This window comes from Sphingopyxis sp., from assembly GCF_036402335.1.
Classification (GTDB): domain Bacteria; phylum Pseudomonadota; class Alphaproteobacteria; order Sphingomonadales; family Sphingomonadaceae; genus Sphingopyxis.
Genome location: NZ_DASWTD010000629.1, coordinates 1 through 17,469 on the forward strand (window position 1 = coordinate 1; position 17,469 = coordinate 17,469).

6 protein-coding genes and 1 pseudogene are annotated in these 17,469 nt (G+C 66.4%); 6 read left to right on the forward strand and 1 reads right to left on the reverse strand.

What is annotated here, in order from left to right; genetic code table 11:
* The 6 genes and pseudogenes from VGD20_RS20200 to VGD20_RS20225 all read left to right on the forward strand — a co-directional run.
* Positions 1 to 504: pseudogene (locus VGD20_RS20200) on the forward strand (hypothetical protein); the annotation flags it as partial.
* Between the two features lie 32 nt (positions 505 to 536).
* Complete coding sequence (locus VGD20_RS20205; RefSeq protein WP_331136166.1) at positions 537 to 2,126, forward strand: putative porin; 1,590 nt, start codon at positions 537 to 539, stop codon at positions 2,124 to 2,126.
* Positions 2,127 to 2,137: 11 nt separating this feature from the next.
* Positions 2,138 to 2,614 carry a hypothetical protein gene (locus VGD20_RS20210; protein WP_331136167.1) on the forward strand — a complete coding sequence of 159 codons (477 nt, stop codon included), beginning with the start codon at positions 2,138 to 2,140 and terminating at the stop codon, positions 2,612 to 2,614.
* Between the two features lie 52 nt (positions 2,615 to 2,666).
* Positions 2,667 to 14,864 (forward strand): filamentous haemagglutinin family protein, encoded by a 12,198-nt coding sequence (locus tag VGD20_RS20215; RefSeq protein ID WP_331136168.1) that lies wholly within the window; start codon positions 2,667 to 2,669, stop codon positions 14,862 to 14,864.
* Between the two features lie 92 nt (positions 14,865 to 14,956).
* Positions 14,957 to 15,715 (forward strand): SapC family protein, encoded by a 759-nt coding sequence (locus VGD20_RS20220; protein ID WP_331136169.1) that lies wholly within the window; start codon positions 14,957 to 14,959, stop codon positions 15,713 to 15,715.
* A 1-nt stretch (position 15,716) separates the two neighbouring features.
* Positions 15,717 to 16,295 (forward strand): OmpH family outer membrane protein, encoded by a 579-nt coding sequence (locus VGD20_RS20225; RefSeq protein WP_331136170.1) that lies wholly within the window; start codon positions 15,717 to 15,719, stop codon positions 16,293 to 16,295.
* Positions 16,296 to 16,297: 2 nt separating this feature from the next.
* On the opposite strand, the gene VGD20_RS20230 is transcribed toward VGD20_RS20225, so the two are convergent.
* The gene (locus VGD20_RS20230; protein WP_331136171.1) at positions 16,298 to 17,194 is read right to left on the reverse strand and encodes an AraC family transcriptional regulator; all 897 of its coding nucleotides are present in this window, start codon (positions 17,192 to 17,194) and stop codon (positions 16,298 to 16,300) included.
* Positions 17,195 to 17,469 lie beyond the last annotated feature (275 nt).

Here is a 17,469-nt window from a genome sequence, read left to right on the forward strand (position 1 = left end):
GAGCTTACCGAACAGCCGCCCGAGGAGGTCGAGAAGGTCGCCGAAACCGCGCAGGCGGTCCAGCCCGACCCGCTTTCCCCGCCGCAGCCGGCGAACACCAACCCGCCGGCGGGCGACCTGTCGAGCCTGCTGCAGGATCCGACCAGCGACAGCGGCGCCTTTTCCGGCGGACCGCGCGGGCAGGGCGGGACCGGCAGCGGCCCGATGATCGGCGGCACCGGAAAGGGCGGCAGCGGTGCGTCGCGCGCTTATGCCGAACTCGTCCAGCGCGCGCTGATGCGGCAACTGCGCAAGCGGCCGAACCTCGCGCAGGCAAGCTTCCAGTTTCGCGTCCGCGTTCGGGTGTCGGGGTCGGGACAGCTCGAAATCCTGGGGCTCTCGGGCGTCCGTCCGGCCGATCTCGAGGCCGAGCTGCTCCAGACGCTGCGCGGCCTCAACCGGATCGACACGCCGCCGCCCGCGGGGGTCCCCAACCAGATCACTCTCCAACTCAACCAGGCGTGAAACCCATGACCAAGGAACAGGGAAAATCAACGATGCGTAGCTTCAAGCTTAAACCGACCCTTCTGGCCGCGACCGCTGCGCTCGCTGCACTGGCTGCGATCCCGCAGGGCGCCGCCGCACAGGATCGCCCGACGGATCCTTCGACGATCGATATCCTCGACGTCCTCGTGGAGAAGGGCGTGCTGTCACGCGAAGACGCCAATTCGGTACTGTCGGAAGCGCGCAAGCGCGCCGAAGCAAACAGCGGCGTCGTGCGCGTTCCCTATGTGCCCGAAGCCGTCCGCAACCAGATCCGCGACGAAGTGAAGAAGGAGGTCGTCGCGACCGCCCGGCAGGAAGGCTGGGCCCAGCCCGACGCACTTCCCGAGTGGCTGAGCCGCTTCCGCTTTTCGGGCGATATGCGCGTGCGCGGCGAACATGTCGCCTTCGGTCAGAGCAACACGCCGCTGATATACGACATCAACGCGATCAACGCCGACGGCGGTTATTTCGTCGACGACCTGTTGCCGCTGCGCGCGACGACGAAGGATCGCCAGCGTGCGCGCGTCCGCGCCCGTTTCGGCGTCGATGCCAAGGTGTCTGATAAGGTCGAGGCCGGCCTGCGCTTCGTCACCGGCAACCCCAGCGACCCGGTTTCGACGAATGAATCGCTGACCGGCAATTTCGACAAGTTCATGGTCGGGCTCGACCGCGCGTATATCCGCGTGCGTCCGTTCGCCAAGGACGGCCGCTTCGCCGGCAGCAACCTCATCCTCGGCAAGTTCGACAATCCCTTCTTCTCGACCGAGTTGATGTTCGACCGCGACCTGCAGTTCGAAGGCGCGGCGGCGACGCTCGAAGCGCGCCTTGGCGGCGACGAGGGTGCACCTTCGGTCTTCCTGACCGGCGGCGCCTTCCCGCTCGAGGAATGGGATTTCACCGGCGACGACAAATTCCTGTTCGCGGGCCAGATCGGGGTGAAGACCGCACCGGTCGACGGGCTCCGCTTCAAGGCGGCGGCAGCGCTCTACGAATTCGCGAACGTCCAGGGCCAGTATAATACGCAGGGCCTGCGCGATAACGACTTCACCGCGCCCGACCGTGTCCAGTTCGGCAACTCGGTGTTCAACCTGCGCCAGGACGGCGGCGTCGTGAACACGGTCAAATTCGGCCTTGCATCGAAATTCCGCGTCGGCGCGGCGACCGCGCGCGCCGAATTCGACATCAACCCGACGCTCGTCGGCGCGCTCGATTTCGAGGTGCTGAAAAACTTCGCCTTCGACCGCGACGAACTCGACGACCGGCTGGTGCCCGCGTCGAGCGGCGACATGGCGTGGAACGCGCAGCTGTCGATCGGCCACCGCGAGATCGCCGAAGCGAACGCATGGAGCCTCAGCGCGGGTTACCGCCGCCTCGAAGCCGATTCGACGCTCGACCTGTTCACCGACTCCGATTTCGGCCTCGGCGGCACCGACCAGAAGGGCTTTGTCGTTCGCGGCAGCTGGGGCCTCGCCAAGAATTTCTGGCTGACCGGCTCGTGGCTTTCGGCACGCACCATCGACCTCGTCGATCCCGCGACCGGCACCGCCGCACCGCCGATCGATACCGACGTTTTCATGCTCGACCTGAACGCGAAGTTTTGAGGGATATCGTGATGAAAAAGCAGATCATCGGCCTGTCGCTCGTCGCGCTGGCTTTCGCTCCTGCCGCACACGCGCAGGAAAATACTGCCCCGGGCGGCTGCATCGTCGCCGAACAGGCGCAGCAGCTGATCGCGACGCTGAAGCAGCGTAACGACCAGCTTCGCGATATGTCGGAAAAGATGCGCGCGATGGAGGCCGAGGTCGCCGCCGCGCGCAGCGCCACCGGCCAGATCGAAGCCAGCCGGAAAGCGATCGTCATTGCCGCCGACAAGAACCGCGAACTGCGCGAACTCGGCGATGCGATCATCGCCGATTACGAAAAAATGGGCCTCGGCAAGAAGATGGCGGCGGGCGAGCCGCTGACCGGCCTCTACCGCGTCCGGCTGGAGAACAAGCTGCAGGAGTTAAGCGACCAGGTCGCGGCGCTCGGCTTCTACCCCGAGCGCGACGCGGTGCCGGCCGCCGAACCGGCGCCGACCAACCCCTGATCCGCACACCCGCCGCGCGTACCCCTTTCCCATTCGATCCCGAGGAATCGTCATGCTGACCCCCAATGCCTTCATCGCCCCCGCCCGCAAGCGCATCACCCGTTTGAGCCGCGCCGCGCTGGCGGCATCGGTCAGTATCTCCTCGCTGCTGGTCATGGCGTCGCAGCCGGCCATCGCGCAGGAAGCCGGCACCCTGCCGGGAACGCAGATCCTGCAGGGCGGGCGCTGGACGGGCGCCAAGCTGCCGACCGTGGCGCAGGGGAATAGCGGTCTGGTGATGACGATCGAGCAGGAGCAGAAGCGCGCACTGCTCGACTGGTCGCGCTTCGACGTCGGCAAGAATGAGGAGGTGCGTTTCCAGCAGCAGGGCACCGACTGGATCGCGCTCAACCGCATCTTCGACAGCAAGCCGAGCGAGATCGCGGGCAAGATTACCGCCAAGGGCCAGGTGTGGTTGCAGAATACCAATGGCATCATCTTCAAGGACGGCGCGCAGATCAACGCGCACAGCATCCTTGCGACCGCGCTGCCGATCACCGAGAATCAGCTCTATAACGGGCTGCTTTCGGGCAACGGGGTCATCCGCGGTCAGGCCGCCAATCCGCTCTTTCCCGCGCAGAATATCGGCATGGTGCCGCGCCCGCCGGTCGGGCTCGATCCGAACAGCCTGCTCGGCGAAGCGCCGGCGCCGGTCGCGGGCGAGCGCACGAGCGTCATCGATTTCCTGGCGCGCGCCGCGATCCGTATCGCGATCCTGCGCGAAAACGGCATGGAAGGCGTCGACCAGTATAATTCGGGCTACGGGCTCGATACGCTGAGCTATTACGACGCGTCGGCGGGCGGCACGCGCTATTTCATCAATCCCGAATTCGCGAACGTTGGGCTCGGCGCGGTGCTCGAAAGCATCATCGCCAACATCGACGTGTCGAAAATGGGCGATTACGATTATTCGAACTTCACCAATATCAGCCAGTTCTGGACCGGCGTAAGCTGGCAGGGGATTCCGGCGGGATCGCAATCGATCCCGCAGGCGCTGCGCAACGAAGTGGCCGCGCAGATCAAGGCGCAGTTCGTCGATCAGTACAGCGCGCGGCTTGCCACGACGCAGCAGAACTACGCCAATTATCTCGCCAATTCGCGTATCACGGTCGAACGCGGCGCGACGCTGACCTCCAGTTCGTCGGACAGCGCCAGCCCCGGCAAGATCATGCTGTTCGGCCCCAACGTCTCGAACGCCGGCAAGCTGACCGCGCACGACGGACAGGTGCTGATGGCCGCCGGCGAGGAAATCAAGCTCAGCGCCGGTCAGGGCTTCACCAACTCGGCACGCGGCGGTCTTGCGGTCAATGTGCGGGCAACGCCGATCATCGATTCCTACGGCAGCTTCCCCGGCATGCCATGTTGCCGGCCCGAAACCCAGGCGGCTTGGGATGCCGCCTATCTCGAACGCGCCAATGCGGTGGGGATGACCGCCGCCAACAGCGGCGAGATTCTCGTCGATCGCGGCGCGGTGACGATGGTCGGTGCCAATGTCGACCAGATGGGCGCGATCCGCGTCACCAATGGCGTGCGCCAGCGCAACGGCACGATCGTGCTGCAGGCGAGCCATGGCTTCAACGTCAGCGACTATTCGGTCGGCGGAAATTATTTCGCCGGCAAGGTCACGCTGGGCGAGGGTAGCGTCACCAGCATCACGCCCGACACGTCCGACATCACGGGCCTCGCCGCCGACAGTTTCGCCAAGGGGCGCGTCCTGATCGCGGGCAATGAAATTGTCCTCGAGAAAAATTCGAGCGTCATTTCGCGTAGCGGCGAGGTCGTGATCCACGCCAGCCCGAGCGGCGTCGGCGAACGCGGCGGCAGCAGCCCGGCCGCCACCGATGGTTCGGTCCAGGAAACCCGCGGCGACAAGGGCAGCTTCGTCATGAAGTCAGGCGCGCGGATCGACGTGTCGGGCCTTCGCGATGTCGAGCGCAGCGTCGCCGACAATATCTTCGCGGTCGAGGTGCGCTCGAACGAAGTGTCGGCCTCGCCGAAGCAGCGTGACGGCATCCTCGTCGGCGAGACCGTCTATGTCGACCGCCGCGACGGCGCGGCGATCGTCGACTGGACCGGGGCGCTCGCGGGCGAACAGCGCACCGCCGAACAGATGTCGACCGAAGGCGGCAACGTGCGTATCCGCGCGTCCGAATTCGCCATCGTGGAGGACGGAGCGACGATCGACGTGTCCGGCGGCAGCACCAAATATACCGACGCCGAGGTGACCGTCACGCGCCTGCAGGACAGCTTCGGGCGCTTCCACAATATCTCAGATGCCGATCCGAACCTGCGCTATGTCGGGATCAGCAAGGCGACGCGGCTTGAGAAAGGCTATGTCGAGGGCTCCGACGCGGGCTCGGTCGAATTGCTCTCGGGCAGCTCGCGCCTGTTCGGCAAGCTCACGGGCGACGTCGTCGTCGGCGATCGCCAGGTGATGGGAGCGCTCGGCCAGCTTCGCGCGCCGCGCGTTCCCGCCGGTGCGGTCGGTGCGAGCCTCGTCGGCGAAATCGGCATGCCCAAGGCCGGCTCGGCGACGCTCCACCGCGGCGGACCCGAATATGGGCCCTGGTCGTCGACGTACAGCTTCATCGTTGCCGACGAAAAGGCGTTCACCGGCACACTATGGACCGAAACCGAAACCAATGGCCCGTTTGTCGAGAGCGATCCGATGCTGCTCGATCCGTTCGCGGTCGGCACCAGCTATGGCGACCAGAGCTATACCGAAGGCGATCCGCTCTGGACCTCCAAGGGCACCTATGAAAACGGCCAGCCGCGCTGGGTATCCTATATCGAGGATGATTTCTTCTCGGGCATGGGCGACGTCGTGCTGGGCTATGGCAGCGGTCACCAGAACCAGACGATCAATCCCGGCGTCTCGATCCGCCTCGCGCCGGGCGGCGGTTTTTCGACCGGCAGCGAAAATGGCGTTGGCCGCGTCGGCAACAATGTCTCGATCATCGCGCCATCGGGCAATATTTCGCTCGGGGCCGCCAACGGCATGACGATCGGCAGCGACGTCCTGCTGTCGGTCGCGGCGCCGTGGATCAATGACGTCGATGCGCCCGCCAATGCCATCCGCGGCTATGTCGATGGCGGGACGATCAGCCTGCTCGGCTCGACGCTGACCGGCGACATCACGCTCGATGCCGGCGGCGGCGGCTGGTACCAGCGCGTCAAGCCCGGACAGAACAGCCAGGGGCAGGGTGCGTCCACCCGTTTCAACGAAGGCGATTTCCGCCTGTTCGAAGGCAAGGGCGGCAAGGTCGAACTGGGCGGCGGCGGCCAGACCGTCGGCGCGATTCTCGATTTCGCCGACATCAGCCTTGGCGGCCTTGGCGGTGGCGGCATGCTGGCGCTGATCGCCTCGGGCGATGTCGTCGTCGGACCCGCCGGCGGCTCCGCGGGTGAGGCCGAATATATCGACGAGACGCTGTTCCGCGACATGGGGGTCGGCAGTCTGGCGCTCGGCGCCGACACGCTGACTATCGCTTCGGGCGCCAACCTGTTGTTCCAGACGCGCAACATGCGCTTCCGCGGCCGCGCCTTTGACGTCGCGAGCGGTACCGACCTGCGCGACGTGACCGACCTTGCGCTCCTGCCGCCGCATTTGCGTCAGGGCGGCTCGCTCCAGTTGCTCGGCGACGCGATCACGATCGAGGCCGGCGCGCTGGTCGAGGTCGACCCGCTCGGCAGTATCCTGCTCGATGCATCGCAGATCCGGATCGACGGTACGTTGCGCGCGCATGGCGGCTCGATCAACGTCGGCGGGACGTCCGCGTCAACGATCCACCTCGGCAACAGCGCGCTGCTCGATGCGACGGGTATCGCGCAGACGGTGAAGGTGCCGGGCGGCGCCGATGGTCGCGGTTTCTGGTACGACGGGCGGATCGTCGACGGCGGCGCGGTTGCGGTGCAGGGCGCCAATGTCGTCATGGACGCGGGCGCGACGATCGACGTGTCGGGGACCAGCGGCTTGCTGTCGGTCCTCCAGCCCGGCCGCTATGCGGTGGTCAAGGTCAATCAGGTGATCGGCAGCGATGCGGGTTCGATCGATCTCGATGCCGATAGCGGCTACCTGCTCGGCAATCTGCGTGGCGAAGCGGGCAGCCAGTATAATTATGGCGGCAAACTCGCGATCGCCGGCGGGCTCGACGGCAAGCTGCTGCTCCCCGAATATACCGACTGGTCGACGGGTGATACCGGCCTGCAATCGATCCTCGACAATTTCCAATATGCCTTCTTCCCCGAACCGACGCCCGAAGCGCCCGTCAGCCTGCGCCAGTTCTTCGCGGACAATTACAGCTGGCTCGAACCGCAGCTCGGCTTCGGCGCCGGTGATATCGAGGATATCCAGATCACGAGCATCGCCCAGTTCACCGATTTTATGCGCACGGTGCTGGGCCCGCTCGTCAAATATAATCCGTCGGACGCCGATGGTGCGCTTGTACTCGATGCCGACATGACGGCGGTGCCGAACGTGCCGCCGCCGAGCCGTTATGCCTTTCCGGAAGGCTATGAGCCGGCGGACATGGCGGCTTTCGACCGCTCGATGACTTTCGTGCTCACCGCGCTCGGCGGTGTCCAGAACCCGGCGGGCCTCGGCCGCGGCTCGCGTACGACGGTGGGCGCGAACATCCTGCGCGACATGAAGCGTTTCGATACGCTGTCGATCGCCGGCAAGCTGGAATCGGATCAGGCGATCGATATTTCGAGCCAGCGCGTGCTCACCGTCGCGGGCGGGTTCAACGGTACGCAGGACATGTCGTTTAGCAGCCGCAACGTCTATCTGACCGGCGGTGGCGGCATCGGCTTCGCGCTGAAGGAGCCGGCGAGCGGGACGCTGACCGTTTCGGGCGAGACAGTCGAGATCGCCGGCAAGTTCGAGGTTGGCGGGTTCGAGAAGGTCGTCATCGCGGCCGAGGGTGACATGCGTGGCGGCTTTGCCGTGGCGGCCGGGCAGCCGGTCCCCGAAGATGGCGACGTCACCCCCGGAGTCCGCACGACGGGCGATCTCGTGCTGCGCGCGGCGCAAATCTATCCGACCACCGATGGCGTCCTGCGCTTCGATTCCGACCGGAGCATTCGCGTCGAACAGACCGGCCGCCGCGCCGCGCCGCTGTCGGCGGGCGGCACGCTCATCCTCGAAGCGCCAAGGATCGAGCAGGCGGGCACGCTGCGCGCGCCGTTCGGCGAAATCCGCCTGACCGCAACGGGCTATAATGTAACCGACGACAGCGGAGCCGAAACCTTCGTTCCGGGCAGCGTAGCCCTGCTTCCGGGCAGCATCACGTCGACGGCGGCCGATGGCCGGACGATCCTTTACGGCTACACTTACGACGGCCAGAGCTGGTATGCGCCGACGTCGGCGGGCACCACCGGATCGACCGAATTGTCGACCCCGCCCGAAAAGCGCGTTTCGCTGAGCGGCGATATCGTCGACGTGCAGGAAGGCGCGACGATCGACGTGTCGGGCAGCGGCGACGTGCTCGGGCTGGAGTTCGTCGCGGGCCCGATGGGCCAGACGAACATTCTCGATGCGCCGGGCAATTATGCGATCGTCCCGGCCTATGGGAACGGCATCATCGCGCCGATCGATCCGCTCTATAATCCGGGCACGTCGAGCGATACGGTCAACAGCGGCACGGCAGCGGGTTATCTGCCGCTTGGGTCGTCGGTGTGGCTTGCAGCCTTCGACGGCAATCCGGCGGGCTGGTACACGCTGCTTCCGGCCGAATATGCGCTGACCCCGGGTGGCTACCTGCTCTCGCTCGCCGGTGATACGCCGATGACGATGGAGGCGCGCCGGGCATCCGACGACAGTTTCCTCGTGCTTGGGCGCCGCGGCCTGTCGGGCACCGGCATCACCGACCAGACGCTGTCGACCTGGCGCCTGACGAGCGGCAGCGACGTGCGCAAACGCTCCGAATTCTTCGAAACCTATGGCAACAGCTTCTTCTCGAGCGAACGCTTCCTCGAAGGGCTGCTGCGTTCGGGCAATCCCTACAACGCCGACCCGCGCCTGCCGGTCGACGGCGGCTTCCTGACACTCGCCGCGAACAGCGCGCTCAAGCTCGACGGCACGATCGTCGCCGGCGGCGCGAGCGGCGTGACCGGCGCGCGTGGCGGCATCGTCGATATCACCTCGGACAATATCGTGATCGCCGCGCCGGGCACCGACGTCAGCGACCTCGCCGGTTATCTGGTACTCGACCCGAACAAGATTTCGAACATCGCCGAAAGCCTGCTGATCGGCGGCGTCCGCCGTCAGGGACAGGGCGGCCTCGAAGTCGTCACCGGCCAATATACGCGCGATTCGGCCGACGAGGTCCGCTCGCCCGAAAAGAGCGTCGGCGCCGAAAATGTCGTGGTCCGCACCGACGGAGCCAACCCGCTGACCGGCACCGAACTGCTGTTCGCCGCGAACCAGAGCGTGCGCGTTGAAGGCGGGTCGGTGATCCGCGCCCAGGGCGACGGCGCGGACGCAACGAATATCGCGATCGCGCCGAGTATGCCCGCCTACTTCAACCAGCAGGGCCAGCTGGAAGCGGCTGCCGAAGATCGCGGCGGCGCCTTCCTGCGCGTCTCGAATCTCGGCGACATCACCGTCTCGCGCGAGAATGTGCAGAGCGTTGCCGGCGACATGATCGTCGAGGCGGGCGCCACGCTCGAAGCGGCGGACTCGGTGCTGCTCGACTCGACCGAGAACACGATCGTCGGCAATGGCGCGGTGATCAAGGCCGACGCGATCACCGCGGCGGCGGGTCTCGTCAGTCTCGGTGCGGTGCCGCAGGGCACCGATGGCCTTGTCTTCTCGGGGGCGACGCTGGCCGCGCTGACGACGGCCGACAAGCTGACGCTCAAGAGCTATTCGACCATCGATTTCTATGGCGATGTGGCGCTCGACCTGACCGGTACGGTCGCGCTCGACGGTGCGGCCCTCATCGCGCGCGGCGAAACGCCGGGCAGTGTGAACATCACCGCCGGCACGCTCGAACTTCGTAACAGCGATGCCGCGGCGACCGACGCCACCGGCAACGGCGGCGCGTTGGCACTCGGCGCGAAGAATATCGTGATGGGCGAAGGAAAGGTCGATTTTGCCTTCGACACGACGACGATGGATGCCGAACAGCGGGTGATCTTCGCCGGCCTCGGCGAAAGCAGATTCGACGGCGCGCTCACGATCCGCGCCGCCGAGATTACCGGCGAGAGCGGCGCGGGTCATGTCGTGACCGCGGCGGGCGCGACCCAACTGCGCGGCAACGGCAGCACGGCGGCGCTCCCCGCCTTCGCATCGGCGGGTGCCTTGCTCGATTTCCGCGGGACCGATGTCCTGATCGATGCCGCGATCCGCGCGGGGTCGGGTACGGTGCGCGCGACCGCGAGCGAGGGTGACGTCCGGCTGGCCTCGGGCACGAAGATCGACGTCGGCGGCGCCGACGTATCCTTCTTCGAGGTCCAGGGCTTCCTGCCCGGCGGCAGCATCCAACTCACCTCGGTCAACGGCGATACGCTGGTCGAGGAAGGCTCGCTCCTCAATGTGTCGGGCGGTTCGGCGGGCGGTGACGCGGGCGCGGTTGCACTGTCGGCGGGGCGCGGTGTCGTCGTGCTGGATGGCGTGCTGAAGGCCGATGTCGCGGGCGGTTATCGCACCGGCAGCTTCGCGCTGACGACGTCGACGCTCGACGATTTCGGCGGCCTCAACGCCAAGCTCAACGACTGGGGCTTCTCGCGGCGCCGCGACTTCGCCATCCTCGATGGCGACGTGCTGCTGAACGGCACGACACGCGTCGATGCGCTGCGCATCGTCACCGGCAACGGCGATATTTCGGTGGCGAGCGACGCGATCCTTGGCAGCGACAGCGCAAAGGGGGGGACGATCCTCCTCGCCTCGGGCGGCGACCTGATCGTCGCCGACGGCGCGCGCTTCGACGTGAGCGCGAGGGGCGCGGATCAACGTGGCGGCTCGGTCGACCTGCAGGTCGCGGTCGGCGGCAATATCGACGTCGGCAACGCGTCGCTCGACGTCTCGGGCAAGGGCAAGGGGCAGGGCGGCACCGTCCGGCTGCGCGCGGCGCAGACCGGCGACGACGTCGCGGTCGCGCGCTGGGGCGCCGATGTTTCGGGCGGCGACACACAGCTTGAAGCCTTCCGCGTGTACGATCTGGACGATGCCGACGGCGACGCGTCGAACGGTCATCTGGCCGAAATCGACACCGCGTTGCAGCAGCAGGTGATCGCCGATGCGACGGCGTTCATGGACGCCAATGGCACCGACATCCGCGCGCGGCTGGGCCAGACGGGCAATGCCGCATTCCAGCTCGTGCCCGGGATCGAACTGCGCTCCGAAGGCGACATGGACCTTGTCCACAACTGGAACTTCAAGAATGCGCGCTTTGATGGCAAGGGCGGCGTGCTGACGCTGCGCGCCGGGGGCGACCTGACGATCAACGCCAACCTTTCCGACGGCTTCGTCGACGGGCACGCGACCCCTGACACGATTTCGCCCGAGGACCTGCCCTATGGCTGGACCCCGGGTTCGGTCCCGCTTCCGGATACCCCCGCGTCCGATTTCACCAATGACGACAGCTGGAGCTACAACCTTGTCGCAGGCGCCGATTTCGCACAGACGAATGTGCTGTCGACGCAAACCGGCAGCGGCGGCGCGATTGAGGTCGGCGGGCTGGTGCGCACCGGCACCGGCGACGTCAATGTCGCCGCCAGCGGCGATCTGACCTACGAAAAGGCTTCGCTGATCAACTATCAGGGCAGCTGGAACGAAAGCGATCCGGCGACCCGGATCACGGTTCCGAAGGGAACGCCGGTCGCCGACGGCACGATCCTGAAACCCACCAGCTACGCGTCGCTCGACGGCGCCGGGCGGACCATCTACCCCGAACTTCCGGCGGGTACGGTGCTGCGCAAGGGCACGAAACTGCCCGCGGGGACCGAAATGCCCGACGGCAGCGTGCTCGTGGCGGATACCGTGCTGACCGCCGACGTGACGCTCACGGCCGATACCAGCTTCCCCGGTGAAGTGGTCATCGCCGGGAAGACCTATCTTGGCGGCGACCTCGTCTGGGAAATCGCGTCGAACCGGTCGAACGACCCGAGCGCGCCGGTCCAGATGCGCGTGCCCGCCTCGATCGCCGGTCTCGGCGACCTCGAGGTGCGGGTCGTGGTCGGCGGCACCGGCGATGTCGCGCTCGTTCTCGCCGACGGGCGCTATATCCCGGATAACAGCACGTTCGGCTTCGGCGACGTGCGGCCGGTCGAGATGGTGAACGGCGCCATCTATACCGTCGGCGTCGAGGATGGTCCGATCGCGAATTTCACCGACAAGACACATGTCGGTTTCTCGAGCAACAACGCACCCGGCATCATCGCGCACCGGTCGTACATGACCAGGGGGGGCGACGTGAATGTGAATGTCGGCGGTGCGATCACCGGCGCGGGGACGATCCTCGAAAATTATCGCTGGATGGTGGCGAGCGGCTCGACGCCGACGACGGCATTGTTCGGCTTTGCCTATCCCGGCAAGGACCCGAACGCGCTGTTCAACATGGAATATGTGCAATATCAGGCCGACCAGACCGGCCAGACGGCGCTTTCGCTGCTCGCCGACCAGTTTACGCAGGGTATCGGCGCGCTGGGCGGCGGCGACGTCAGCATCACCAGCGGCGGCGATGTCGACAATCTGGTCGTCGCGCTGCCGACATGGGTGCGCGTCTCGGGCGGTACGGTCGACATGCCGACCAAGACGCTGCATCTGTCGGGCGGCGGCGACCTGGTCATGAATGTCGGCCAGAATATGAAGGGTGGCCTTGTCCAGGTCGGCAAGGGCCGCGCGACGATCGACGTCGCGGGCAGCGTGATCGCGACCGATCAGCGGACGGGGATCGGCCTCGGGCTCGACAACGCCGCCTATCTGCAACTCGCCATCGACGATGCGCAACTCAGCCTGCAGGCGGGCGGCGACGTCAATCTGCGCGGCGTGTCGTCGATGCTCGGCGTGACTTCGCTGCCGCTGTGGCTCAGCGGGCGCTATGGCAGCAGCGGCAATCAGCCGAGCTGGCTCGGCTACACCGCCGACACCAGCCTGCGCGTCACTTCGCTTGGTGGCGACATCAACTATCGCACCCAGTCGGGCGCCAACGGCGGGGCGAATGTCCTGCCTAGCCAGACCGCGTTCGTCGCGACGGCGGGTTCGATCAACTTCGGGATGGAGGAAAGCGCCGGCGCCCGCGTCGTCGTCGACATGTGGCCCGACACGCGGCTCGACCTCCTCGCGCAGCAGAATATCCAGTTCCGCCTCGCGGGCAATTACGACGGCGCGGGCTTCACCATCGGCTATGCCGATCCGCTGTGGGTGCCGCGTGCGATCAATCCGGGTACCAGCAATTTCAACACCCCGATGTTCCAGTCGACGATCACGCAGGATCCGCTGAACGGCCACTGGATGTTCAACCAGGCCGGGCCGGGCTACGGGATCGACGGGCCCAACGTCCATAGCGGTTCGTCGAGCTACAGCCGCATCTATGCGGCGCAGGGCGACATGATCGGCTGGGACGAGGGCAGCTACGATACCGATCCGAACGGCGGCAACGGCATGCACGGCGGGACCTTTACCTTCGGACACGAGACGCGGCTGAAGGCGGGCGGCGACATCCGCATGGGCGATATCACCTTCATCACCCACGACGGCAGCGACGTGCCGGTGATCGAGGCGGGCGGTTCGATCTATCTGCCCGACGCGGTGCTCTATGGCCCCGGACGTCTGTGGGTGCAGGCAGGCGACGAGATATGGATGGGCCGCACCGAAGGGCGGGGCATCCGGGCGCGCGAGGCGTACAGCATCGTACCGACCGCAGCGCCGCTCAGCGGCGGCAGCATCAGCGTGCTCGCCGGCATCGATCAGGAACCCGAGTATCAGGCGTTCTTCGACTATTATCTCGATCCCGAGAATGTCGCCGATGCGCCCTCATGGCTCCGCCAGTATTTCGTCGAGGGCGACCGCGAGGGGTTGACGGTCTCGACCGATGTCGTGCTCGCCGACGGCCAGACGCGGACCACCGTCTATGCGATCGAACTCGTCAATTACATGCGCGAGATGGCGGGGCGGGAACCGATCCCGACCGAAGCGCCCGACGAGGTCAGCGGCAGCCGCCCGATCACCCGCGGCAAGCTGGTCGCCGAAATCGATCCCGCTGAATATGCAGAGGCGCTCGCGGCGTTCAAGGCGCTCGATCCCGTGCTCCAGAAACCGCTGGCGGTGCGCATCCTCAACGCCGAGCTGAAAACGGCCGGGCGCGAGGCGGTGGGCCGCTCGCCCGAAACCGATGGCCGTTATGTCCGCCAGGGCGATCCGACGCGCGGCTATGATGCAGTGGGCCGCCTCTTCCCCGGCGCGCAGCGCAAACCGGGCGAGACGCTGGCCGAAGGCGAGCATCGCTGGACGGGCAATATCGAGATGATGGTCAGCCAGATCCGCGGCGAAAGCGGCGGCAACGTCGACCTGCTCGCGCCGGGCGGCTCGATCCAGCTCGCCAGCCTTGCGATCTCGAACACCAATCCGGGCACCGCGGGTATCGTCACCCAGCGCGGCGGCGGGGTCAATGTGGTCACCTATGGCGACTATATCGTCAACCAGAGCCGTACGATGACCGCCGACGATGGCGATATCCTGATCTGGTCGTCCTTTGGCAACATCGACGCCGGGCGCGGTCGCAAGACCTCGCTTTCGGTGCCGCCGGTGGCCTTCCCGATCAACGCCTGGGGTCAGACCAACATCCAGCTTTCGGGCCTGCCCAACGGTGCGGGTATCGCGACGCTCGACCAGGTCGACGGCAAGCAGGGCGGCGACGTCGATCTCTATGCCTTCAACGGCATCGTCAACGCCGGCGATGCGGGCATCCGGGCATCGCGCGACCTGTTCGTCGGGGCGGTCGAGATCCGCGGGCTCGACAACATCACCGTGGGCGGCGAAACGAACGTCGACCTGACGACCGAGGAGGGCTCGGTCGGGCCGCTCAACCTCGAAAACTTCGCCCAGTCGGCGGAAGACGATGCGCTCGACAAGGCATTCGACATGGCGGCCGAAGTCGAAAAACTGCGCACCGTCCGCCAGACGATCCTGACCGGCTCGGTCGTCAGCTTCGGTACAGACGACTGCGTCGAAACCGCAACCAACCGCTGCCCGGTCGATCGCGACTGACCGGCGGCCGGCCGGGAGGGATGGTGCGTTCCTCCCGGCCACTGCATTTCACCCGGCTATCAATTCCCATCTTTCTGACGGACAGGTTCGACATGACCGAGAAAACCGAAACGCGATTTCCGCTCTTCTATCGCCAGCCCGAATTGCTCACGGCGGCGCAGCACGCCGACCTGCGGCTCAGCCGCGGCGGCTATGGCTTCGCCCGCGACGCCAATGCGATCCCGCTGACCGTCATCGAATTCGGCGCCGCGATGCGGCACTATCCGGTCGTTTTCGCGGCCGGGGATGGCTTTCCCGTCGCGATCCTCGGGCTCGACCGCCGCAACGGCTTCGTCGATGGCGAAACATGGGCAACGGGTTGCTACGTACCCGCTTATGCGCGTCGCTATCCGTTCGTCTTCGTCGACCGGTCGCAGGACAGCTTTGTCCTTGCGATCGACCGGGCGGCGCCGCATTTCGCCGGCGGCGACGAGGGCGCGGCGCTGTTTTCGGACGGGAAGCCGACCGAGGTGGTCGACAATATCCTGACCTTCTGCCGTGATTTTCACGGCGCGCATATCCAGACCGATGCCTTTGTCGAGGCCCTGCTCGCGCAGGAGCTGCTCGTCGACCAGCATGCCGATGCGCGGCTCGATTCGGGGCAGGCCCTGATGCTCCGCGGTTTCAGGATCGTCGACCGCGCGAAGTTCGACGCGCTGCCGGACGCGCTGGTGCTCGAATGGCACCGCAAGGGATGGCTTGCGCTCATCCATTTCCATTTCCTGTCGCTCGACCGCTTCGCCGACCTGTTGGCGCGCGCCGAGAACGCTGCCGTGCCGGCGGAAGCCGTCACCGAAACCGAGGATGCCTGAAATGATCCGGATCATATCGACAAGTGCCATCGCTCTCGCGCTGGTCGCCGCGCCGGTAGCTGCACAGCAGGCCGCGCCGGCGTTCGGGGGGCCGGTTGTTCCGGGCGTGTGCCTGCTCTCACGCGAGGCGGTTTTTGCCAATGCGGCTGTCGGAAAGGCGGTATCGGCGCGGATCGCGGAGCTGACACGCGCCGCGCAGGCCGAGGTCGACCAGCAGCGCACGCCGCTCGAGACCGAAGCCAAGGCGCTCGCGACGCAGGGCGACGACGCCAAAACCAAGCCGCGCCGCGATGCCCTCGCGACGCGCTGGCAGGCACTGCAGCGTCAGGCCGCGCAGGGGAACCGCGAGATCGAGGCGACTCGCGCCAAGGCGCTCGCACGCGTCGCCGACGAAGCGCAGCCGGTGATCGTAAAAGTCTATGGCGAACGCAAATGCGGACTGCTGTTCGATCGCGGTGCGGTGCTCGGCGGGAATTTCGCGAACGACCTGACTGCCGATGTCGTGAAGGCGCTCGACGCCAAGATCACGACGATCCCGTTCGAACGTGAAAAGCTGCCGCAGGCGCCCGAAGGCACCTGACCCTAGATTGCGACCGCGATCTCCCCGCGCAGGCGTTCGGCGTCGCGCGAGGGCGGGACGCCGAAGGCGCGGGCATATTCGCGGCTGAACTGCGACGCGCTTTCATAGCCGACGGCATAGGCGGCGCGCGCCGCGTCGGCGTTGGTCGTCAGCAACCGCCGCGCCGCCTGCAGGCGCAGCGACTTCTGGAACTGGAGCGGGCTCATCGCGGTCGCTGCCTTGAACTGGCGGTGAAAGGTCGGCACGCTCATCCCCGCGATTTCGGCGAGTGCCCCGGTGCGGAGCGGCCGGTCGTAATGGCGGCGAATCCACGCAATCGCGCGCCGCACCTGCGACAGCCGGCTGTCCTCGCGGACGATCTGCCGCAGCATCGGCCCGTGGCCGCCCTGAAGCAGGCGGTAGAGCACCTCGCGCTCGCGCGCAGCGGCCAGGAACGGAATGTCGGCGGGCGCGTCGAGCAGCGCGAGCAGCCGGTCCCACGCCTCGAGAAGTTCGGAGGTCATCGACGCGACACCGAAGCCGGCAATCGAGGTGCTGGCTGGAAGGGGCGTCGCGGGCGGCAGGTCCGCCAGCAGTTCGGCGAGCAGGTTGCGATCGAGCGCGAGGCTGGCGACGACGTAGGGCGCGTCGGGTGCAGCCTCGATGATGCACCCCGTTGCGGGCAGTTCGAGCGAGGACACGAAGCTGCTCGCGGCGTCGTATCGCAATATGCGGTCGCCGATCAGTACCTGCTTGGCGCCTTGCAGCACGATGCAGACCATTGGCTGGTAAATGGTCGGAACCGGCGGGCTTGGTCCGCCTGCGGTGGCAAGCCCGACCCGCGGCAACGGCGTTTCGAGGCGGATGCCGTTGGCGTGGCGCAGGACGCGCCGGCTCATATGATCGAGAAGTTCTTTCATGACCCGAAGATCGGAAACCTGGCGCCGCCTTGCAAGGGTGATTGATAGGATCGGGCAAGCGATCGATCCGATCGGGCGCGTCTGCCGCGTCCGCGTCGCCCATCTTCGGGTGGCAGGCAGCACCTCTCCCCCAAATGGCTGCCCCGCAACAGCAAGAAGGACAGGATTATGACCAGCAATTTCGGTGCGACATCGACGACCGACGAGGTGCTCGCGGGCGTCGACCTCGGCGGCAAGCGTATTCTCGTGACCGGCGCTTCGGCAGGATTGGGTGT